This is a genomic window from Peptidiphaga gingivicola, from assembly GCF_001652275.1.
In the GTDB taxonomy this organism is placed as follows: Bacteria; Actinomycetota; Actinomycetes; order Actinomycetales; family Actinomycetaceae; genus Peptidiphaga; species Peptidiphaga gingivicola.
In genome coordinates, this window is sequence record NZ_LVZK01000001.1 from 1,017,344 (window position 1) to 1,038,002 (window position 20,659).

Here is a 20,659-nt window from a genome sequence, read left to right on the forward strand (position 1 = left end):
GTCAGAGGGTGGGGGCGTCGTCAATGTCGGAGAAGTCGAAGTCGGTCTCGTCGGCGTCGTCGGAGAAGTCAATCTCCTCGTCGATGTCGATGTCGAAGTCGTCGAGATCGACGTCGTCCGCCTCGCCTGAAAGGCTCAGCCCGGCACCTAGCCCGGCCGTGAGCCGGGTCGCGAGATCGGGTTCCTCGCCGTCTTCGTCGAGGTCGCCGTACCGATCGCCGCCGTCGGAGTGTGGATCGCCGTCGCGGAGAGTTCCTTCTTCGCCGTATGCGTCGGCGTCGATGCCGTCCGCATACCCGCCGTCGGAACCGTAGAGACTCCCATATGCGTCCCCGCCGATCGCGCCCGCGAGGGACGCGTCGTCGCCCGGAATCGGGGCATCTTCGCCCTCCTCGTAGAAACCGAAGGCGCTCATAGAAGCCACCTGCTCAACCCCGGCTTCGTCCATCTCCGTGCGCGCGGCGATGCCGAGCTCCTCGCTGACGGGCACAGTCAAATCGGACAGGACGCGCGTGGGCCATCCGGCTTTCAGAGCGTCGAGGGCGGTTTCCTTCACGCAGTGAGACTCGGCTATTCCGACGACGTCGACCTCCTCGATCTCGGCGGCGCGAAGGATCTCCTCGAGGAAGCGGCCGTCGGCGTCGCGGCCCTCAAAGCCCGAATAGGCGGCCTCATACTCGCCCTTCTTCACGGCGGCGTCGATCGGCAGGGAGGCGACGGCCTCGTGAAGCTCGGCCTCGGCCGTTCCTGCGAGTGCATGCGGGGGCCACGTGTCGATGAAATCGGGATCCTCCGAAAAGTGCGAACCCGGGTTGACGTGCCAGTCCTGGGTGGTGACGATCATCGCGTACTCGTCGGCGTTCTCGGTGACGAAGTCTGCGATCCTCTCGGCCGTCGCGTTTCCTCCCTCGACAGCCAGCGCCCCGCCTTCGCAGAACGTCGGCTGAACGTCGACGATGATGAGTGCCCGTGTTTCGGCCATGTTCTTCCTCCAAACCCCGTCGCGCCTGAGGACGGGCCGTTTTCCCGATACCGAGAATTCTAGCGGCCTTGCTTCGATCTGCGCCCGCCCGGCGGATGGGTACGTTCTTCGGGGTGGGCGTCGGAGCTTGGCACGCCCCTTTCGCCGCGCCGATCGCTTCTGATGCCGAGCTGATCGGGCCAACATGCCGGGTCGAGTTCAACGTCGCGCAATCACGTCCATGTGTGCGCGGAAAGATGAACCGAGCCCCGCGGCGACGTAATCTTATGTCTATGTCGCATATCCTCTCTGCAGTTGCATGGCCTTACGCCAACGGCCCCCGCCACATCGGCCACGTCGCGGGCTTTGGAGTCCCCTCGGACGTCTTTTCCAGGTACATGCGAATGCGCGGCGAGGATGTGCTCATGGTTTCCGGCACGGACGAGCACGGCACTCCGATCCTCGTCGCGGCAGAGGCCGAGGGCAAGACCCCCAAGCAGCTTGCCGATGAGAACAACAGGATCATCGTCGAGGACCTTGTTGCCCTCGGCCTGTCCTACGACCTCTTCACTCGGACCACGTCCGTCAACCACGAGCACGTGGTTCAAAGCATGTTCGAGGTCTGCCGAGACAACGGGTACATGATCGTCCAGCAGCAGAATGTGGCCATCGATCCGGTGACCGGAAACACCCTTCCCGACCGCTACATCGAGGGAACGTGCCCCATATGCGGCAGCGAAGGGGCTCGCGGCGACCAATGCGACGTCTGTGGGAACCAGCTCGACCCTCAGGACCTCATCGATCCCGTTTCCAAGGTTTCCGGGCAGGCTCCGCGGTTTGAAGTCACGGACCACTATTTCTTGGACGTTCCAGCGTTGGCGGAGAAGCTGGGGGAGTGGCTCGACGACGTCGAAGCCACCGGCGAATGGCGCCCGAACGTCATCGTCTTCTCCAAACATCTCCTCGAAGACGTGCGCCCGCGGGCGATGACCCGCGACATTTCGTGGGGCATACCGGTTCCGGGCTGGGAAGACCAGCCGAACAAGCGGCTGTACGTCTGGTTCGACGCCGTCATCGGCTATCTTTCGGCCTCAGTCGAATGGGCGCGCCGCCGCGCCGCGGCAGGGAAGGGAACCGCCGAGGACTGGCGCAAGTGGTGGAACGACCCCGAGGCGCTTTCGTACTACTTCATGGGCAAAGACAACATCGTCTTCCATTCCCAGATCTGGCCGGCTGAGCTGCTCGCATATAACGGCGAGGGCTCGCGCGGCGGCGAGCCAGGAAAGCTCGGACGCCTCAATCTGCCTACCCAGGTGGTCGCCTCCGAGTTCCTCACGATGGAAGGGAAGAAGTTCTCCTCGTCGAAGAACGTGGTCATCTACGTGCGCGACGTGCTCTCCCGATACCAGCCCGACGCCCTGCGCTACTTCATTTCCATCGCTGGGCCCGAGTCCTCGGACGCCGACTTCACATGGGCAGAGTTCGTGCGGCGCAACAATTCGGAGCTCGTGGCCGGCTGGGGGAACCTCGTCAACCGCACGGCCGCGATGATCGCCAAGAACTTCGGCGAGATTCCGACGCCCGGGCAGCCGGAGGAGGTCGACGCCGAGCTGCTCGACGCGGTGCGCAACGGCTTTGCGACCGTCGGCGAAAGCATCGCCAACCACGGCCAGCGCGCGGCTTTGACCGAAATCATGCGGCTCGTCGGCGAGGCCAACGCCTACGTCGCGAAGACTGAGCCGTTCAAACTCAAGGCTCCCGAGCAGCGTGAGCGCCTGGCCACCGTTCTCCACACGCTGGCGCAGGCGGTGTGGGATATCAATACGATGATGTCCGTGTTCTTGCCGCATTCCTCGAATGCGATCGATCGCGTTTTCGGAGGCAAAGGCGACCTCGCCCCCATGCCCCGTCTCGAGGAGGCCGAGGACCTCGACGGAGGCGACCCTTACCCGATTATCACTGGCGACTATTCGTCCGTCCGCCCCTGGGCGCCTAGCGAGGTCGCCCCCGGAACGCCCGTGGCGAAACCGACGCCGGTGTTCGCGAAGCTCGACGAAGCCGTGGTCGCGGAGGAGCTCGAACGCTTGGGGATCGAGGCGTAACTCTCATGGGCGGCAATCGCAAGAAGCGGAGAACCTATCCGGATGTGCCCGAGCGCTTGGCTTCGGCCATCGTCGACAATCACACCCACCTGCCGGTTCGCGGAGACAGGGACTATGCGGCGCTGTCCTTCGACGTCGCGTCTGGGGTCGAGGAAGGCGCCGGCGAGGACAGCCAGGGGAGCATTCCCTGGCATGTCGCCAGAATGGAGGCAGCGGGCGTTCGCGGGGCCATCACCTGCGGCTGCGACATTCCGACCCTTCAGCCGACCGTCGCACTCGCTGAGCGTTGGCCGAGCCTGTCCGCGGCGATCGGCATCCACCCCAATGAGGCGCCCCTTCACCGCGGAATAACTGAAGAGTCGCCGGACGGCATGGCCCACGGCCTCGATCCGTGGCACCGCGACCTTTCGCTGGAGGACGCCGTGGCCGAGGTCGCGGCGTTGGCCGTCAGCGCCGACGTCGTCGCCATCGGTGAGACCGGCCTGGATTTTTATCGGACCGCCGCCGCTGGGAGAGCGGCGCAGGAAGAGGCCTTCCGCATGCATATCGAGCTTGCGAAGGATCTCGATTTGCCCATGCAGATCCACGATCGCGAGGCTCACGCCGAGTGCATGCGGATCCTTCGCGAATGCGGCGCCCCTGAACGAACGGTTTTCCATTGTTTCTCCGGGGACAGGGAGATGGCCGAGGTGTGCGCGGAGAATGGTTGGCACGCAAGTTTCGCCGGTCCGATAAGCTATCCGGCGAACGAGGCTTTGCGCGAGGCGTTCATGGCGCTGCCGGAGGAACTCATCTTGGTCGAAACCGACGCGCCTTACCTTGCCCCCGTGCCTTGGAGAGGCCACCCGAATGCGCCCTATGCCTCCGCCTATACGGCTCGTTTCATGGCCGACCTGCGCGGCGCCGACGAGGCTTCTTGGTGCGAGGCTCTGGATCGCAATGCACGGCGGGTCTACGGAGTCTAGACCGCTCGGCGGTCGCCCTCTGCCTTTCTGCGGGGTTTGGACAGGCCGGCGGCTACAGCTTTGCTCTGCGCCCACACGGTTCGCCACAGGGGATCCGAGGAATCGTCCGCCCATCCATATGTCGCGTTGCTCCTGGCCATCGCGCCGGCGCCGAATAGGATGAGCGCGCCGCCGAACATCGTCCACAGGCCGGGGCCCACAGAGGCGTCTTGCCCGAGCGCAGCGACTATGCCGAAGGAGGCGAGGTCGACGATCCGTCCGCATGCGATGACCGCGCCGGCTCCGGCTATTGCTGTGGCGGCGCTGCGCTCGCCGTAGCCGCCCGGGCTGCAGAGCGAAGCGGCGACGGCGACGGCGACGACGAGCACCGCGACGAGGACGAGGCTCTGCACCCAGAGCTCGGCGACGACGTCGAGGAAGGTGAGAGGCTCGGCGTCAGTGATGTAATCGAGAAACATCCCGGCAACTATGGCTATGCACGAAAGCGACGACGTTGCCGCGAAGAACAGCTGCATCTTTCGGCTCCGCGAGGCCGGCGGCTGGAAAAACGCGTCGGTCTCCGCGATGAGAACCGGCGCCCTCGTGTATTCGCGCGTCGGCGGCGAGGCGACCCTGTAGGCCGCCGGCGACGCGCCGTGGCCGCCCGCGCGGCGAGGTTTGGGCGGAGGCGAGCCGGGATAGTCGTGCATAGGTTCGACGTTAGCGACTCGAAACCCTTGTTGCCGCAACGAAACCTGGGGAGCGCTCTACCTCGGGCAAAGGAGTGCCGCACGCGCGGATTCTTCTCCGTTGCGTGCGGCACTCGAGTCGACGTCGGTTGTAAGTTGTGTTGCGCATCAGTGCGCTCTAAGGCTCGGACTGATCTGCTTCGCTTGCAGCTCCCTGACCGTGGACTGCGGCGGCGTCGAAATCGGAGGCTTTGCTTTCAGCTTCGATCCGATCGGCCGTGTTCTGAACGACGAAGCCGGTTATGAGCATAAATACTCCGACCACGGTGAAGAGGATGAAGCCCATTCCCAATTGGTCAAAGGGAAAGTCGTCTCGTTTCATCTTTATGAAATCGACGATGCGTCCGACGACGAATGCGACTCCCGCCGTTACGCCTGCGCGCCCAGCTGTTTGTATCGATGTGAGCTTTCCTCCCGTGACGAAGGTGGTGAGGCTGAACCCCAGGACTACGAAAATGGCGGCGATGCTGATGAATAAGCCCACCGTTGTGAACTCGCTGTGTCCCAGGGCCTTGAGCAATGTCATGTCGCTTATTTCGTCCGGCATGTCGTGCTTTTCGTCAAAGTCGCACATGGGGAGGAATAGCGAAACGACGCCCACCAAGGCAGAGGTGAGAAAGAAAGCAAGCCCCGGCGCGGCTTGGGAAAGCGGTGTTTTACCCGCCTCCGAAAGCCGCATTGGACGTGTTATGCGTTGTACTCACAGCAGCAACCCAGCTGAGGCCGAGGGACGGGCAGAGCAAATGTGAGCGCTCTTTCAGTTTGGTCCCAGAGGCTCGCAGTCCGATTCCCGCCCGCCCCGGTCGGAGGGCTCAGCCGGTTTACGGTCACCAGGGCTGTTGCTGGCCGCCCCACTGCTGGGGGTAGCCGCCCTGCTGGGGATAACCCTGCTGCTGGAAGCCCGGATCTTGATAGCCGCCTTGTTGCGGGTAACCGCCTTGCTGCGGATAACCCTGCTGCTGGAAGCCCGGATCTTGATAGCCGCCTTGAGGAACGCCAGGCTGTTGCCCATAGAGGCCAAACTGTCCATCGCCCATCACGGCGCTCGGCCCGAAATTGTTTTGAGCTCTGACCTTCCCAGTTAAAACCATGGTGACGATACCGCCAATTAAGATAAGGAGAGCGCTTAGAACCAGCAAGTAGAAACCGAATCCCAAAGAGGACGAAGTGGAGACATTGGAATTGTAGGAGCTGCCGGAGGCGTCGTCGAACCCATCCGCGATTTTCTTGTAATCATTGTAATAGCTGACACATATAATTAGAGAAACGGCTCCGAGGACGATGCAAGCGATTCCCGCTCCCTTCGCCAGCCCGATTTTGCCGTTCGCGAGAGCGGCAACGCTCAGCGCCAGAGAAACGATGATAGCTAGAATAGTAAAATATGCTTTGCCGGATCCGGGGGCAGTGGGATCGGATTTCGTTATCGCTTCGAAGAGGCTGACCCCCTGCGATTTTTCGTTCCCGTACGCTTCAACGGCCATTTTAATTAATGGAAGAAACAAGCCGATGAAGCCGATTGCTGCGCCGGCCGCCGTCGTTGCCAAACCGGGCATGAGACGCGAGCGCGCCGAGCTCCCGTTGGAGCGATTTGGCATGGGTGTGTTGTAGATGCTCATAACACCGGATACTAGCGAATCAAAGGCGCTAGACGAAACGGTCGGAAAGGGGAGTTGTGTATTTTCGGCAGCATGTTGGCGCAAACTCTCAGGAAAAATAGCTGGTGCTTGAGACGCCGGGCATCGCTACGAAAGCTGCGACAGAAAGGGGACCGCCTTCGCGACACTCCTTGGCCGCCCTTGGAATGGACTTGGAATGAAAAAGACTCTCGCTCGGGAATGGGCTTTGCCGATCTCCGAGCGAGAGCAGAGAACGTCACTGGTCGGGCTTGGAAGGCCAGGCCTCTCCGTCGTTCTGGGGCGACGGCGCAGCTTCGGACGGTGAAGGGCTCGACGCCGGAGCCCCTTGCTGGGGGGATTGAGCTTGGGCGGGCGACTGCGTTCCCTCGGTCGGCATCCCTCCCGCTTGAGGGGCGCCGCCGGTCTGAGGTGCGTTGTCAGTCTGGGGCGCGCTGTCAGTCTGGGGCGCGCCGTCGGTTTCGGACGTCGCCTCAGCTTGTGGAGCATGTTCGCTTTGGGGGGAGGTTTCCTGAGGAGACGGTTCGCTTTGAGGCGCCTGAGGCTCCTGTCCGTTCTGCGTCGGCTCGCTCTGCTGCCCTTGCATAGGCTGGCTCTGCTCCGGTTGGATCTGTTGGCCTTGCGCAGGCTGGCTTTGCGTGGGTGCGTTGTTCGGCGCCTGTCCGAATTGTGCCTGTCCGAACTGCGGTTGACCGGAAGAAGCCTGCGGCTGGGGACGAGGAGCCTCTGGCTGACCGAAGGGCGCCTGTTGGCTGCCCGGAGCCTGCTGATTGTTGAACGGCTGCTGCGGGTCGTTCGGCTGTTTCTGCGGCGCACCGGGGCTTTGGAAGCTTGATGGCTGCCCATATGGCTGCGTGGGCTGCGCCTGTCCGTACGCCTGCGCGGGCGGGTTCGCGCCATATGGCTGCTGCGTATAAGGCTGCGCCGGCTGGTTCCCGCCATACGGCTGCGCTGCGGGGGAGCCGTAGCCCCCCTGCGTGAACTGCGGGGAGGCCGAAGGAGCCGACGGCGCCGAGGCCGGCCAGCGGGTTTCCTGAGCCGACTGCGCCGACATGGGAGGGGCTCCCGTGTAACTCGACCCCGCCGACTGGGCGAAAGGCGCCTGCCGCTCGAAGGGGGGCTGAGTCGAATACGGCTGGCCGTAAGGTTGAGCGGGCGGGAACTGACCGGTCCGATTCTGGTCGCCCGGAAGCGGTTGCCCCGTGGCGCCTGCGGGCGGTGCAAGCGTCGATTCTTGGTTCGTGTAGGGGGCGGAGAGGTAAGAGCCGTCGGGACGAGCGTCGGAGTCGGTTCCCGCCCTCAGGCCGCTGATCAGCGTGAGAAGGCCTCCCAAGACGAGAATGATTCCGCCGATTCCGATGAGCCAGAAGCCGATTCCTCGAGAAGCCTCGTCGCTGAACTTCGCAGGCTGGAAGTTGACCGCCCAGTTGCTGACAGTGACGACGCCCGCGAGCGTCTGCGCCAGCCCGGCCGCAAGTCCGCCGGCCTTGGGTGATTTCTTCATGAGCGACGGGATGATTACGGCGACGACGGCGACGATGCCGACCGCGAGAGTCAGGGAGAAAGGCCCCATTGAGCCCTTGTAGTCGCCCGAGTTCAGCCATGAGAGGTTCCCCCTGTCGTCCTTGAAGTAAGGAAGAAAGAGGCCTATGACGGCGAAAAGGGCGCCGATTCCTCCGACGAGCGCCGCGATGCTCGTCTTCCCCGAGCTTGCCTTGGGCTCGGGGGCGGCAGGCGATTCGTGGCCCGCAAAGGGCGACGAATACGCCTGTTGATCGGTCGAATCCTTGCCGACCTGTCCGACGACCGTGGCATTCTGCGGAGGATACTGAGTGCTCATAAGAGAATGGTATTCGCTGGAAGCCGTCGGCGGCATGGAACTCGCCACTTGTCCGCATTCTGGAAAGCTCTCGGGGGACGACGTCGATCAGTCCATTCTGCCGTATGGAGGCCTGAAAGAACTGGAGGGCGTCCCTGAACTGCGGCCTGCGGGAGACGAGCCGATGTGCGGCCCGGTGCGCTCGTTGCCGGGGCCCTGGGGATTTTGCCCGTAGCTCGGCTGAGGGCGCGCCCCCTCGGCGGCAAAGACGTTTCCCACGGTCCTAGGGTCTCCCGCGAAGTCTGATGGCGACTTGTCCGAAGACTGCCGCAGATAGGCGACCCCAATCATCTTCGGAGTGGCCTTCGTCGCTAGAACGATTCCAAGAATCCCGCATGCGAGTAGAAGAAGGCCTGCTGCAAGAATCAGCCAGAAACCGAGCCTCGGACTGTACGAATATTCTCTAGCCTGTCTGAAAGTGGTTCGCTTCTCGCCGATTGATATGGCGAGGACGGCGCCGCTCGTCATTAGGCAGGCCGTACAAGGCGCCCACTGGGAGGCGCCGGTTTTGTGACGACGCAGAACGAGGGCGAGGAACGCGAAAACGACGATTGCGAAGAAGATGTAAAGGAAAAAGTATGCGCCGCCGAAGGCGGCAAGGGTATTCTTATCCGGATTGGAGTCCGAGCTGGAGGAGGAGTCTCGCCAGTTGAACCCGTAGTAGGGGAAGAAACAGCCGGCGATGAGGATCGTCGCTCCCACCCCCGAAAGGGCTGCGGTCACGATGTTGAGGGTATTCTTCCGCCTCGATGTTGCATAGAGGTCGAGAGCGTCTATGCCGAAGGGCGCGGAGGGATCCGGGATTGGCTGGTTTGAGGGCGCGAACGGGCCTGTCGGCGTCGCATTGGGCGACGAAGGGAAGTTGCTGGTCATGATGTCAGCGTAGTTCGACATCCCAGTAGGGCAGGGCTGCTCGTCCATCATGTGGTCGCTCGCAAAATCTGCACGCTTGCAGGGGACTTCGTATGTCTGCCGGGAACGTCGGATGTGCTTGGAGAAGTGCACAGCAATCGACTGGTCTCGTTCGCTATCGGCAGGAACGTGTGATGTGCTAGGAAAGTGGGTGGTTCCATCTAGAAACTCCTGGTGCCGTTTCGAATGCAATTAGCTCCGTTTCGGGGGCAAGTAGCAGCGTTTCAAGTGCCAGCGGTGCCGTTTCGGGACCTTCTAGAGTTGTCAGCCGCATAACAGCATCGGTTGAGTGTCTGGACGCAGTCGCCGAGCGTCAGGTAATATTGTTTGCCCACGCCTTTGTGAGGATAGTCGACTTAGGAGACTTGCTCATGGGAAGTTTTGCGTTCGCGCGATCGGCGATGCAGATGCGCGCTGTTCGGGTGAGCTCGTTCTATTACAAAACGATATCTGCAAGGTCTTGAAGACGTTTCCCTTGTTTCGCGCTGAAAAGTCAAACCCTGAAGGTGTGAGATGCGATACGTGAGTGGCCAAAAGATAACGATTTGGTTACACTCGTATCAGAATCGTTATCAACCGGTTCCCGCCTTGCGGGTCCGCCGATAGAACAAGGAGAGATCGTAGTGGGTCGTCACAGCGTTGCCCAAGGCGAAGCATTCGAGTTCAACATAGATCTGTCGAAAGCCCCTGCGCCCGGTTCAAGGCGCGCCGCGCGCTTGGCTGCGCGTGCTCAGCAGGGGCTGAGCCAGAGCCTCCTCCATCCGGATTCGCCGCTTGGATACCTTGTGCGGCCGTTCACGGAAAACGAAGAGGAGGCTCATGCCGCAGCTGCCGCCGAGGCGCCGGTTCCCGAGGCTCCGGTCGAGGCGGCGCCGGTTGATGCGCTCGTGGACGAAGAACTGGCTTCGGTCGGTGCGACGTCGACGAAGAAGAACCGTTTCTCCCTTTTCTCCCGCTCGCGCGCAGCCGTTGTGGCGGTTGTCGCGGCAGCCTCCGGCATCGGGGGCATCGCGGCGGGCACGCTCTCGGTCGCCAATGAGAACGATGCGCACCGCTTGGACGCCACGGCCGGCGTCGCCCAGCTCGCCCCGGTTCAGGAAAAGGCAGCGAAGGCGACCTTCACCGTTTCCGTCGATGGCCAAAAGCGCACCGTCACAACCACGAAGCCCACCCTTTTAGGTGCTTTGGCTGATGCCGGCATCACCGTCGACGGCGACGACAAAGTCTCGCAGGAGATGTCCGCCCCGGTGGCCGACGGCTCGACCGTGACCATCACTCGCGTCGAGAAGAAGACGGTGACTGAGGACGTCGCCGACGCGCACAAGAGCAGCAAGGTCGATGACTCCAGCCTCGCCAAGGGGTCGACGGAGGTCAAGACCAAAGGTGTCGATGGCGTCACCGCCAACACCTATGAAGTAACGTATGAGAATGGCAAGGAGACCGAGCGCACGCTCGTCGTCTCGAGCGTCAAGGTTGCTCGTGTCGACGAGGTTGTCAGCGTCGGCACGAAGGAGGCTCCGCCTACCAAGACTGTCACGACGGGCGACGGAGGGACGGCAGAGGTTCCGTCTGCCACCGCCGCTCCCGCTCCGGCTGGCTCGGCCCAGCAGATCGCGTCGTCGATGATGGGGTCCTACGGCTGGGGCGGCGATCAGTTCTCTTGCTTGGTCAAGCTTTGGACCAAGGAATCGAACTGGAACTCGCACGCTCTCAACTCCTATTCGGGCGCCTACGGAATTCCGCAGGCTCTGCCGGGATCGAAGATGGCCTCCGCCGGCGCCGACTGGCAGACGAATCCCGCCACCCAGATCAAGTGGGGGCTCGGCTACATCAAGGGACGCTACGGCACTCCGTGCGGCGCATGGGGGCACTCCCAGAGCACCGGTTGGTACTGATATCGCTTGACACCGATCGGGACCGTCCGCATTTGACGAAAACGACATCCGCTTTGCTCGGGGCCAGCCACATTCGTGAGCTGGCCTCGACGCTCGGCATACGGCCGACGAAAACGCTCGGGCAGAACTTCGTCCACGACGCCGGAACGGTCCGCCGGATAGTGCGCGAGGCCGGAGTGCGGCCCGGCGACGTCGTCCTGGAAGTCGGTCCCGGCTTGGGGTCGCTCACTCTCGCCTTGCTGGAGGCCGGGGCCGCCGTATGCGCCGTTGAAATCGACCCGGTTCTGGCCGGCGCGCTCGAATCGACGGTCGCGGCGCGCATGCCCGAGGCGGTCGAGCGGCTGGCCGTTGCCAATCTCGACGCCATGGATGTAAAGGCCCCTTCGAATCTTCCGGTTCCCAGACTCCTCCGGAGCGAGGAAGGACGCGCGCACGGGCGTGCCGAATCGGCGCCGGAGACGGCTGAACTTGAGCCGGGGAGCGTGGATTTCGCGGGGGAGACGGCGCGGACGGGTCGGCTCCCCGAGAAGCCGGAGCAGTTTGTGGCATCGACGAGGAACCTCGCCGAGCCTTCGCGGCTCGTGGCCAACCTTCCCTACAACGTCGCCGTGCCGATATTTCTCGGCCTGCTCGAGGCGCTGCCCAGCATCCAGGCGGCGACCGTCATGGTTCAAGCGGAAGTCGCGGACCGTCTTGCGGCGTCGCCGGGCTCGCGCACATACGGAGTCCCCTCGGCAAAGGCCTCCTGGTACGGGGAGGCTGCACGCGGCGCAAAGATCAGCAGAAACGTGTTCTGGCCGATCCCGAACGTCGATTCGGCGCTCGTGAACTTCAAGCGGCACGGCGCATTGCCTTGGCTTCCAGCCGACGTCGCAGGGCGGGGCGCGTTCGCCGACGTCGCCCGTGAAGACGTGTTCGCCGTCATCGACGCGGCTTTTGCCCAACGGCGCAAAACTCTTCGCGCCGCCCTGGCGACCTGGGCCGGAAGCGCCGCGCGCGCAGAAGATCTGCTTGTCTTCGCGGGAATCGATCCGAAAGCCCGAGGCGAACAGTTGGGCATCGCCGAGTTTGCGGCGATAGCGCGCGCCGCGGGCGCGCTTGCCTGATTTGCGGCGGAGGCGCTCCACCGTTCGACGCAAACATGCCCCTGCGATGCGCTACGCGTTCTCGCGGTTTCGCGGGGGGCTGCACCGGTTTGGCTCGCAGCCTGGCTGCACCGGCTTGGTCCGCAGCCTAAACGCCCCGTCGTCCGCGGCTTTCTGTGACCTACTTTTCGCTGTCCGGATGGGAAATTAAAGGGACTCACACTAAGCTTGAGTGGGACGCACAAAGAAGGGAGCAGACGGTGGATCGCGCCATGCATGAGTTCTGGGTCAGAGCCGAACGTCGCATTGACGCCTCTCTTGCCCTGATCATGGCATCCATGCTGTGGCTCGTCGTCCTGCCGTTGACGGTGATGCTCACCGACCTCGAATGGAGCCGTCTGACGGTTGTTCTCATGTTGGCGTCCATTCCCATATGCTGCACGGCTCTTTGGCCCCTGAAAACGGGGCTTATGACCGTGAGGGCAATCGAGGAGCGTGACGGCGAGGAAGTGGCCCGTTGGCGGGAAACGCTGGTTCCACCAGCCGAACCGCAGCTTGTGAAGGCGCGTCTGCGGCGAGTTCACTACCCGATGCTCGCCGTCATCGCGGGGGCCGGCGCCTTCACCGCCGCCATCTCCCTCAATCGATGGGCGCACGCTCAAACCTCCGGAATGTCGAACTTCTCATTGGGGGTTGCACTCGGCGCCGTCGGCGTCGCCTTGGGAGCGTGTGTTCTCATGTTTGCCGGCAAGATTCGGCCGAGATCCCTCCTGCTGGGCCTCATCTTGGTCGGCTGGGCCATACCTGCCGGCGGAGGAGCCGCCTCACTCGCAGTGATCGTCGGGCGGCAGGACCTTGAATCCGCCTTGGCGGTTCGGACCTTGACCACCGTTAGCTATGTCATTTTTGGGCTTATCGGGATGCTTGTCTCCCTGCTTCTTTTTGCTTTGTGGCTGGCGTGGCTCGGCAAGTTTGTGAGCGGAAAGAGCCTGGAAGTCAATCATCTGGCCAGGGCCGTTCCGGTCCTCCCCGAAGGGCGCGGCGCCGAGTCCGCGGCGGAATCCGAGTTCGACGCCGAAGACCTCGATGTGATCGAAAATGCGCTGTCGGTTCCGGGATCGGTGCACGCAGCTGTCATGGCCACCCTTTTGACGACGCTGGCGACGGTGGGCCGGGCGATCGCCGAAACAAACGAAACGGCCGTCGTGACGGTCCTCGGCGCGATCGCCGCATGCTGCGCCTCTCTTGCGCTCTATCTAGCCGTGAAGGTGTAAGAGGCCGCCGGGCGCGGGCGACGCCGCTACACTGGGCACGTGCAAGAAGTTCGCGTCGTCACGCCCTCCAAAGTCAATCTGGCCCTCAGGGTCGGATCGGCCCGGCCAGACGGCTTTCATCCGCTTGACACCGTCTTCGAGGCGCTTGACGTCCACGACGAGGTGATCGTCCGTCGAAGCGATTCCTTGAGCCTCCGCATGGAAGGGGAGGGAGCAGACGCCCTTCCGGAAGACTCGACGAATTTGGCTTTCCGTGCGGCAAGAGCCTTGCGCGAACGATTTGGCGCACCGGGCCTCGGCGCCGAGATGACGGTCCGCAAGGCAATACCCGTCGCGGGAGGAATGGCGGGAGGGTCCGCCGACGCCGCGGGCGCCCTAGTGGCCCTCAACGCGCTGTGGGGCCTCGGCCTGTCGTGCGCCGACCTGATGAGCCTTGGGAGCGAGCTGGGCTCAGACGTCCCCTTCTGCATCATGGGCGGAATCGCGCACGGCACGGGGCGCGGCGAAATCCTCGCCCCGGTGTATCCCGGCCGCGGGCACGCGTGGGTCCTCCTGACGAACCCCGTGGGACTCTCGACGCCCGCGGTGTTCCGCGAGTTTGACCGCATCGCCGAGTCGGCTGAAGGGGCTGGCGCCGTCGCGAGGGAAGCCGCGGAAACTGAAAGACCCGGCAGCGTTGCAGCCGGAGTCGCCGGACCCGGCCGCGCCGCCGAAGCCGACGTCGCCGAGAACCCGGCGTCGACCCGGGAGCTGCGCGAGGCCGTGGCCCGCGGAGATCTGCAGGCGACGGCCGCGCTCATGGCCAATGACCTTCAAGCCCCGGCCTTCTCACTGCGTCCGGATCTAGAAGACGTCGTTGAGCGAGCGAGCCGTTTTGGGGCGACGGCCATCCTTTCGGGCTCCGGGCCGACGGTTGCGCTCCTAGCCTTTGACCCCGCTCATGCCGACCGCCTCGGGATGCGAGCCGCGATCGAGTTTCCGAAGCTTCGGGCGGTTCGGGCGAACGGACCGGCCGCTGGCGCCTGCGTTGCGGAGGCGAAGTGATGGCTCATCTTCTCGGAGCGCAGGCGATCGGGCTGGAGTACCCCAACAGCGTGGTCCTCGAATCGGCATCCCTCGGAATCGAGGAGGGGGACAGGATCGGCGTCGTCGGGCGAAACGGCGGCGGCAAATCGTCGCTTTTGCGAATCCTTGCGGGAACGCTCGACCCGACCGAAGGCTTTGTGACCCGTCGGGGAGGCGTGCGCATCGGCGTGCTTGAGCAAGACGACACCCTCGACGCAGACGCGACGGTGGGCCATACGCTCGTGGGAGAGGCCGCCGAGCACGAATGGGCCTCTGACCCCAAGATCCGCGACGTCATAGCGGGCCTCGTCGGGGACCTCGACTGGCAGGCGCGGGTGGGCACGCTCTCGGGCGGCCAGCGGCGCCGTCTCGGACTCGCGGCACTTTTGATCGGCGAGTGGGACGTTCTCATGCTCGACGAGCCGACGAACCACCTCGACGTCGAAGGGATCACGTGGCTTGCGCGGCATCTGAAGAACCGGTGGCCCAAGAACGTCGGCGGACTCCTCGTCGTCACCCACGACCGTTGGTTTCTCGACGAAGTCGCGACCTCCATGTGGGAGGTGCACGACGGCGTCGTCGAACCGTTTGAGGGAGGGTATGCCGCATATGTCCTTCAGCGGGTCGAACGCGACAGGATCGCGGCGGCGGCCGAATCCAAACGTCAGAATCTCATGCGCAAAGAGTTGGCGTGGCTGCGCCGCGGAGCGCCCGCTCGCACGAGCAAGCCGCGTTTCCGCATCGAGGCGGCAAACCGGCTCATCGCCGACGTCCCTCCCGTCCGCGACTCCGTAGAGCTCACGCGCATGGCCGTGGCGAGGCTGGGCAAGGACGTCGTCGACCTCGAAGAAGCCGGCGTTCGCTACGGAGACCGCGACGTGCTCCGCGAGGTCACGTGGAGGATCGCTCCGGGCGAGCGCACCGCAATCCTCGGCGCCAACGGAGCGGGAAAGTCGACGCTTCTGGGCCTCGTTGCGGGCTCGATCGCGCCGACGTCGGGCAGCGTCAAACGCGGAAAGACGGTGAGGATCGGCATCCTCGACCAGAGGTTCTCCGCCCTTGACGAAGTCGGCGGGGATCTGGTGAGGCAGGTGCTCGCGCGATACAAGACTTCTTACGCGGTGGGGGAGAGGGAGATGAGCCCTGCCCAGCTTCTCGAGCGCCTGGGCTTTTCCCGCGATTGCCTTTCCTCGCGCGTGTGCGAGCTTTCTGGCGGGCAAAAGCGGCGTCTTCAGCTGCTTCTCGTTCTCTTGTCGGAGCCGAACGTGCTCATCCTCGACGAGCCTTCGAACGACGTCGACACCGACATGCTCGCGGCCATGGAAGACCTCCTCGATTCATGGCCCGGAACGCTCATCGTCGTCTCCCACGACCGCTACCTCGTTGAGCGCGTGACGGACCGGCAGTACGCGATCTTCGACGGGCGGCTCCGGCACCTTCCCGGCGGCGTCGACGAGTATCTCGAGTTGAGCGACGCCGCGAAAGCGGGATCTGAAGGCGGCGCCTCGAAGAAAAGCTCCGGCGTCGGCGCGCCGAAGGCACCAGGGAAGAACGCCGGATCGGCGAAAACGGACGGAGGTTCGGCCGCGGGGCAGAACGGGGCCGAGCTGTCGGGCGCCGAACGGCGTGAGGCCGAGAAGGAAGTCAACTCGATCGACCGGCGCCTTGCCAAACTTGCGGACAAGGTGGCGCAGGTGCACGCTCGGATGGCCGAACACGACCAGAGCGACTACGTCGGCCTGCGCAAACATGCCGACGATCTGCGCGTTCTCGAGGCCGAAGTCGCCGAACTCGAAGACCGCTGGCTCGAACTGAGTGAAAAGCTCAACGATTAATCATCTTGCAAAGTGTTTATACGTGTGTGATGATTGAAGAGTGAATGAAGGCAAGCTTTTAGCCGAGGCCGCCCGCATGTTTCGGGTTTTGGGAAACGAGTCTCGTTTGCTCCTTCTTTCACTTGTGAGCCACGAGAACAGGCCGGTTTCGGCTCTCGCCGAGGCGGCGAAGATGAGCCAACCGCTCACATCGCAACATTTGCGGATCCTGCGCGACGCCGGGCTCCTTGAAGCGGATCGCCGCGGCAAGGAAGTCATCTATCGGATCGCCGATCACCACGTCGAACACGTGGTGCGCGATGCGATCGCCCACGCACGGGAAAACGCGTGAAGAAAGGAAAAACTATGAGCACTGCCGACCCCCACGCTCACCACACCGTGGCCGAGCACGCCCATGGAGAGGGTTGCGGCCATGAGGCCGTTCAGCATGGGGACCACGTCGACTACGTCCATGACGGGCACCGCCACGCCCTGCACGGCGACCACTACGACGACCATCAGGAGGTCGCCGAGCACACGGTGGCCGAGCACGCCCACGGTGAGGGTTGCGGCCATGAGGCCGTTCAGCATGGGGACCACGTCGACTACGTCCATGACGGGCACCGCCACGCCCAGCATGGCGACCACTACGACGAGCACTGAAAACTCGCCGGGCATCAGCGTCTAAGCTAGAAGGCTCGACAAGTCGAAATAGGCTCACACAAATGAAGGGGAGGGCCCACGCCTTTTCGTGGGCCTTCCCCCTTCTGCATTTTCTTCGGCGGTTCGAGCCGCCTCGGTTCGTTCGCCTCAGCTCGATCGGCTTGGTTCGCGTTCGCCCATTTCAGTTCGAGCCTCGCAGATTCAGTTCGAGCCTCGCAGGGCCTTGACGATCTTGACCCGTTCGCCCGTGCGCAGGATCGAGTTCTCGTAGATCTTCCCCGCGAGTGCGGCGAGGAGAGGAATAAAGGCGATGTTGACGGCGAAAGCGACCAGCTGCTGCCAGGCGGGCACGCCGCCGAGCGCCGTCCGCATGATCATGGTCGGCGGAGAGACGAAGGGAATGAACGACATGACCTCGCTGGCCGTCGAATCCGGTTGGGTCGGGATGTAGTACATAGCCGTGTATATGGGTATCGTCAGCCCGAAAATAATGGGCGTCTGAACCCCGCCGAGGTCTTCTTGGCGCGATACGGTCGAAGCCAAGGCTCCCGTGAGCCCCGAAGCCGTCAGATAGCCGACGACGATCCATGCGAGGAACGTCGGCAAGAACGTCCAGACTCCGAGCTTTCCAAGCGTTCCAAGGTCGGGCAGCAGCCCCGCCAAGCCGAGTCCTCCGACGATTCCCACCATATAGGCGGCGAAGACCACGAGCATTCCCGCGCCGATGCCGAGGATTTTCCCAAGCAGGAGGACGCGCGGTTTGACCGTGGTGAGAAGGATTTCCACCACTCGGCTGGCCTTCTCTTCGACGACGCCGGCCCCCAGGACGCCGATGCCGGTGAAGAGCATGACCATCAGGAGGGAGTTGCCGAGAGAGCCCATCGCGAAGCCGAAGGGGTTGCCGTCCGCACCGTTTCCCGTGACTTCTGGGGGCGTGGTGTCGACGCCGTTCTTTCTGAGGAAGTATCCGCCGATCGCCCCGCCGATGAACATGAGGGCCACGACGATGCCGGTGGAAACCTGTATGGCCTTCGACCCCAACAGCCTCGTGAACTCGCGTTTGAAGATGAGGGAAAGAATCATCGGGCTGTATCCTTCCTGCGGCCGAAGATGCCTCGTCGGCCCTTTTGCGTGGGTTCCTCGGGTTGCGCGGCGACCACCACGTCCTTGAACAGATCGGCGAGGTGGGGACGCCGGGGTGCGAATTCGTGGACCGGCCCGGCGGACAGTGCGGCCCGGAGCAGCGCCTGGTCGTCGATTTCTTCGGCGTCGACGATCACGCGGGTCAATCCGTCTGCGCTGGGGGCATCGGACGTTCCCTCGAGGGGATCGGGCTGCGGCTTGACGCCGGCCGAGGCCAAAGCGGCGTGAACCCTGTCGGGGCCTGCCGAAACGGCCAACGCAATCTGCGGCTTGCCCGCGTTGCGCAGCTCGTGGATTGTGCCCTCTGCCACGATCGAGCCGCGGGAGACGATGCCGACGCGGTCGCACAACCGTTCGACGAGATCGAGTTGGTGGGAAGAGAAGATGACGGGAACGCCCGATTTCGCCTTGTCTTTGAGGACCTGGCTCATGACGTCGACCGCCACCGGATCGAGGCCGGAAAACGGCTCGTCGAGAACGAGGATGATGGGATCGTGGACGAGGGCCGCCGCCAGCTGGACGCGCTGCTGGTTGCCGAGGGAGAGCTTTTGCACGTTGTCGTTTCGCCTGCCTGCGACTCCCAGCCTATCGGTCCATTGTTCCGTCGCCCGCGTTGCCTCGGCTTTGCCGAGCCCGTGGAGCCGCGCGAAATACTCCAGTTGCCTCCCCACTTGCATTTTGGGGTAGAGGCCGCGCTCCTCCGGCATGTAGCCGATCTTGCGGCGGACGTCGTCGTCGACCTCCTTGCCGTTCCATGAAACCCGGCCTGAGTCGGTGGAGAGCACCCCCAGCATAATCCGCATCGCGGTTGTCTTGCCTGCGCCGTTCGATCCGACGAAACCAAATATCTCACCAGGCTGGACTCTGAGGCTGAGGCCCTTCAACGCTTGCAACGTCCCGAAGGACTTATTGAGATCCTGAACTTCCAGCATGTTTCATGTCTACCACAATGATCGGCGAGGGGCACGCCTTATTCGCCTCTTGTTCGGCGCAAGGTTTGCCGCCGGAATACGGGAGGGGGAGCGTCTGTGCGAGTGCCCGTGCCGAAAGCGGGGAAAGTGGCGCATGCGCTGAGAAGCGGGGCAAGGGATCGTGCTGGGAAAAAGGGATCGTGCCGGGGAAAAGGGGTCGTGCCGGGGAAAAGGGGTCGTGTCGAAAAACGGGGCGGGCGAGGCAGACGAAGTTCTTTGTAGACGAAGCTCTTTTGGGCAGCGACGAAAGAGTGCGGATCGGGCGGCGAGGAGAAGTGCGGATCGGGCGGCGAGGAAGCGAGAAGAACGAGAAAGCGTCCGCCGACCGGCAGTCAGGCTGCCATCGACGGACGCTCGACCTTCCTAAAAGGGGCTGAGTTGCGCCTCAGCGTGTCTGGAGCTGTGGATCCTTTTCCATGCCTCGGAGGCCGAGGTAAAGCAGGTTCGTCACCTGGGCGGCGACGAGTTTCTTATCGACCTGCATGTTCTCGCTCCACCACTGGCCTATCTGTCCGACGCCGCCGGCGAGGATCTGCCCGTAGACGGGCGCCGACGCAGGGTCGAGTCCCTGCTTCTCCAGAAGCGGGGCGAGGAAAATGGTGACCTGGTCTGCGATGTCTGCCATGACGGTCTCGAAGGTCTCGCTCCTGACAGCAGTTGGCGACTGGTGGGCGAGCAGATGGAATCCGTCGGCGTTTTCCTCGATGAAGTCGAGAAGGGTGACGACGATTCCTTCAAGGACTGCTCGCGCGCTGTGCTCGGGACGCATCTGGGACCGCAGAATGTCGGAAAGAGCCTTCACTTCGCGGTCGACGATAACCTGATAGAGACCTTCCTTCCCTCCGAAATGCTCGTAGACGATGGGCTTGGAGACGCCTGCCGCACTCGCGATTTCTTCGACGGAGACGGCATCATAGCCTCGAGTTCCAAAGAGCTGGCGGGCTACGCGGATCAGCTGTTCACGGCGCTCGGCTCGGGACATCCGCACGCGCCGGGGTGACGAAGAAGAATTTGCGCTCATGTGTCAATTATTGCAGTAAAAGCGGCTGTTTACTTCAGTCCGAAGGAGGATCTCTCCCCATTGCCACTCCGCTTGGACGCCGAATGGATCGTGCGACCGTAAAAAAGCCTGCTTTTCAACGTGTGGATGCGCGGGCTCGTCTGCTCCGCCAAATGCCCGCCATTTCGCGCATCGTGGAGGGAAAGGCCGAGCCGGGCGGGGCTTGGCCTCGACCGCTGGCGAAGGCGGCTCGCTGAGGCCGAACCTTCAACATATCGTTTCGCTCAAAGGAAAGAGCTTCGCTTCCGGTGAACAGCGAGATGCCAGCCCAGACGTCCTCGGCTTGACTCTCGGATGGCTTTCCGACTTTGGGATGACTTTTCTCGGACGCGCCTATACAATCGTCCGGGTGATCCGCCCTGGTGTAATGGCAGCACAGAGGTCTTTGGAACCTTTTGTCCGGGTTCGAATCCTGGGGGCGGAGCGGATGCGGCGTGCAGCCGGAGCCGCTGCGCGCGGACGGCATAGGCGAAACCTTCAGGCAGCGGTTAAACTTGGTCCATGACCA

General features: G+C 63.3%; 18 protein-coding genes and 1 tRNA gene. 9 read left to right on the forward strand and 10 right to left on the reverse strand.

The genetic code is table 11. The features are described 5' to 3' along the window. Position 1: 1 nt before the first annotated feature. Complete coding sequence (locus A4H34_RS11555; RefSeq protein ID WP_064231185.1) at positions 2-982, reverse strand: isochorismatase family protein; 981 nt, start codon at positions 980-982, stop codon at positions 2-4. A gap of 272 nt (positions 983-1,254) precedes the next feature. Here A4H34_RS11555 and metG point away from each other — a divergent pair, with 272 nt between their 5' ends. Together metG and A4H34_RS04175 are read left to right on the forward strand one after the other, a co-directional pair. Then, positions 1,255-3,063 carry a methionine--tRNA ligase gene (gene metG / locus A4H34_RS04170; RefSeq protein ID WP_064231186.1) on the forward strand — a complete coding sequence of 603 codons (1,809 nt, stop codon included), beginning with the start codon at positions 1,255-1,257 and terminating at the stop codon, positions 3,061-3,063. A gap of 5 nt (positions 3,064-3,068) precedes the next feature. After that, positions 3,069-4,028 (forward strand): TatD family hydrolase, encoded by a 960-nt coding sequence (locus A4H34_RS04175; RefSeq protein WP_009199525.1) that lies wholly within the window; start codon positions 3,069-3,071, stop codon positions 4,026-4,028. On the opposite strand, the gene A4H34_RS04180 is transcribed toward A4H34_RS04175, so the two are convergent. From A4H34_RS04180 to A4H34_RS04200, 5 genes are all read right to left on the reverse strand, one after another. After that, the gene (locus A4H34_RS04180) at positions 4,025-4,717 is read right to left on the reverse strand and encodes a hypothetical protein (protein ID WP_064231187.1); all 693 of its coding nucleotides are present in this window, start codon (positions 4,715-4,717) and stop codon (positions 4,025-4,027) included. The two genes, A4H34_RS04175 and A4H34_RS04180, sit on opposite strands and share 4 nt — an antisense overlap. Positions 4,718-4,874: 157 nt before the next feature. Next, complete coding sequence (locus A4H34_RS04185; RefSeq protein WP_064231188.1) at positions 4,875-5,435, reverse strand: hypothetical protein; 561 nt, start codon at positions 5,433-5,435, stop codon at positions 4,875-4,877. Between the two features lie 148 nt (positions 5,436-5,583). Further along, a complete protein-coding gene (locus tag A4H34_RS10930; RefSeq protein WP_138587175.1) occupies positions 5,584-6,372 on the reverse strand; it encodes a hypothetical protein in 789 nt (262 codons plus the stop codon). Positions 6,373-6,628: 256 nt separating this feature from the next. Beyond that, positions 6,629-8,230 carry a hypothetical protein gene (locus A4H34_RS04195; RefSeq protein ID WP_156510255.1) on the reverse strand — a complete coding sequence of 534 codons (1,602 nt, stop codon included), beginning with the start codon at positions 8,228-8,230 and terminating at the stop codon, positions 6,629-6,631. A gap of 87 nt (positions 8,231-8,317) precedes the next feature. Continuing rightward, a complete protein-coding gene (locus tag A4H34_RS04200; RefSeq protein WP_156510256.1) occupies positions 8,318-9,142 on the reverse strand; it encodes a hypothetical protein in 825 nt (274 codons plus the stop codon). Positions 9,143-9,804: 662 nt separating this feature from the next. On the opposite strand from A4H34_RS04200, the gene A4H34_RS04205 reads away from it, so the two are divergent. The 6 genes from A4H34_RS04205 (at position 9,805) to A4H34_RS04230 (ending at position 16,666) form a co-directional block, all read left to right on the forward strand. Next, complete coding sequence (locus tag A4H34_RS04205; protein ID WP_231870947.1) at positions 9,805-11,076, forward strand: aggregation-promoting factor C-terminal-like domain-containing protein; 1,272 nt, start codon at positions 9,805-9,807, stop codon at positions 11,074-11,076. Positions 11,077-11,108: 32 nt separating this feature from the next. Further along, the gene (locus tag A4H34_RS04210; RefSeq protein WP_231870948.1) at positions 11,109-12,182 is read left to right on the forward strand and encodes a ribosomal RNA small subunit methyltransferase A; all 1,074 of its coding nucleotides are present in this window, start codon (positions 11,109-11,111) and stop codon (positions 12,180-12,182) included. A 239-nt stretch (positions 12,183-12,421) separates the two neighbouring features. Then, positions 12,422-13,435, forward strand: a complete 1,014-nt coding sequence (locus A4H34_RS04215) for a hypothetical protein (RefSeq protein ID WP_064231193.1) — start codon at positions 12,422-12,424, stop codon at positions 13,433-13,435. 39 nt (positions 13,436-13,474) lie between these two features. After that, entirely contained in the window at positions 13,475-14,479 is a 1,005-nt protein-coding gene (locus A4H34_RS04220; RefSeq protein ID WP_064231194.1) for a 4-(cytidine 5'-diphospho)-2-C-methyl-D-erythritol kinase, read from the forward strand. Next, on the forward strand, positions 14,479-16,335 hold the full coding sequence (locus A4H34_RS04225; RefSeq protein ID WP_064231195.1) for an ABC-F family ATP-binding cassette domain-containing protein: 1,857 nt from the start codon (positions 14,479-14,481) through the stop codon (positions 16,333-16,335). The genes A4H34_RS04220 and A4H34_RS04225 overlap by 1 nt, the downstream gene beginning before the upstream one ends. Before the next feature lie 40 nt (positions 16,336-16,375). Beyond that, positions 16,376-16,666 carry an ArsR/SmtB family transcription factor gene (locus A4H34_RS04230; protein ID WP_040322849.1) on the forward strand — a complete coding sequence of 97 codons (291 nt, stop codon included), beginning with the start codon at positions 16,376-16,378 and terminating at the stop codon, positions 16,664-16,666. Here A4H34_RS04230 and A4H34_RS10935 read toward each other — a convergent pair. The 4 genes from A4H34_RS10935 to A4H34_RS04250 all read right to left on the reverse strand — a co-directional run bounded on the left by A4H34_RS10935 (position 16,609) and on the right by A4H34_RS04250 (position 20,112). Beyond that, entirely contained in the window at positions 16,609-16,992 is a 384-nt protein-coding gene (locus tag A4H34_RS10935; protein WP_156510257.1) for a hypothetical protein, read from the reverse strand. The genes A4H34_RS04230 and A4H34_RS10935 overlap by 58 nt on opposite strands. A 186-nt stretch (positions 16,993-17,178) precedes the next feature. Then, positions 17,179-18,060 carry an ABC transporter permease gene (locus A4H34_RS04240; RefSeq protein ID WP_009199508.1) on the reverse strand — a complete coding sequence of 294 codons (882 nt, stop codon included), beginning with the start codon at positions 18,058-18,060 and terminating at the stop codon, positions 17,179-17,181. Continuing rightward, positions 18,057-19,052 carry an ABC transporter ATP-binding protein gene (locus tag A4H34_RS04245; RefSeq protein ID WP_009199507.1) on the reverse strand — a complete coding sequence of 332 codons (996 nt, stop codon included), beginning with the start codon at positions 19,050-19,052 and terminating at the stop codon, positions 18,057-18,059. Before A4H34_RS04245 ends, A4H34_RS04240 begins: the two co-directional genes overlap by 4 nt. A 424-nt stretch (positions 19,053-19,476) precedes the next feature. Then, positions 19,477-20,112 (reverse strand): TetR/AcrR family transcriptional regulator, encoded by a 636-nt coding sequence (locus A4H34_RS04250; RefSeq protein ID WP_040322845.1) that lies wholly within the window; start codon positions 20,110-20,112, stop codon positions 19,477-19,479. A 392-nt stretch (positions 20,113-20,504) separates the two neighbouring features. Between A4H34_RS04250 and A4H34_RS04255 the strand changes: the two genes are divergently transcribed. Then, positions 20,505-20,575 (forward strand) — tRNA-Gln (locus A4H34_RS04255). Positions 20,576-20,659 lie beyond the last annotated feature (84 nt).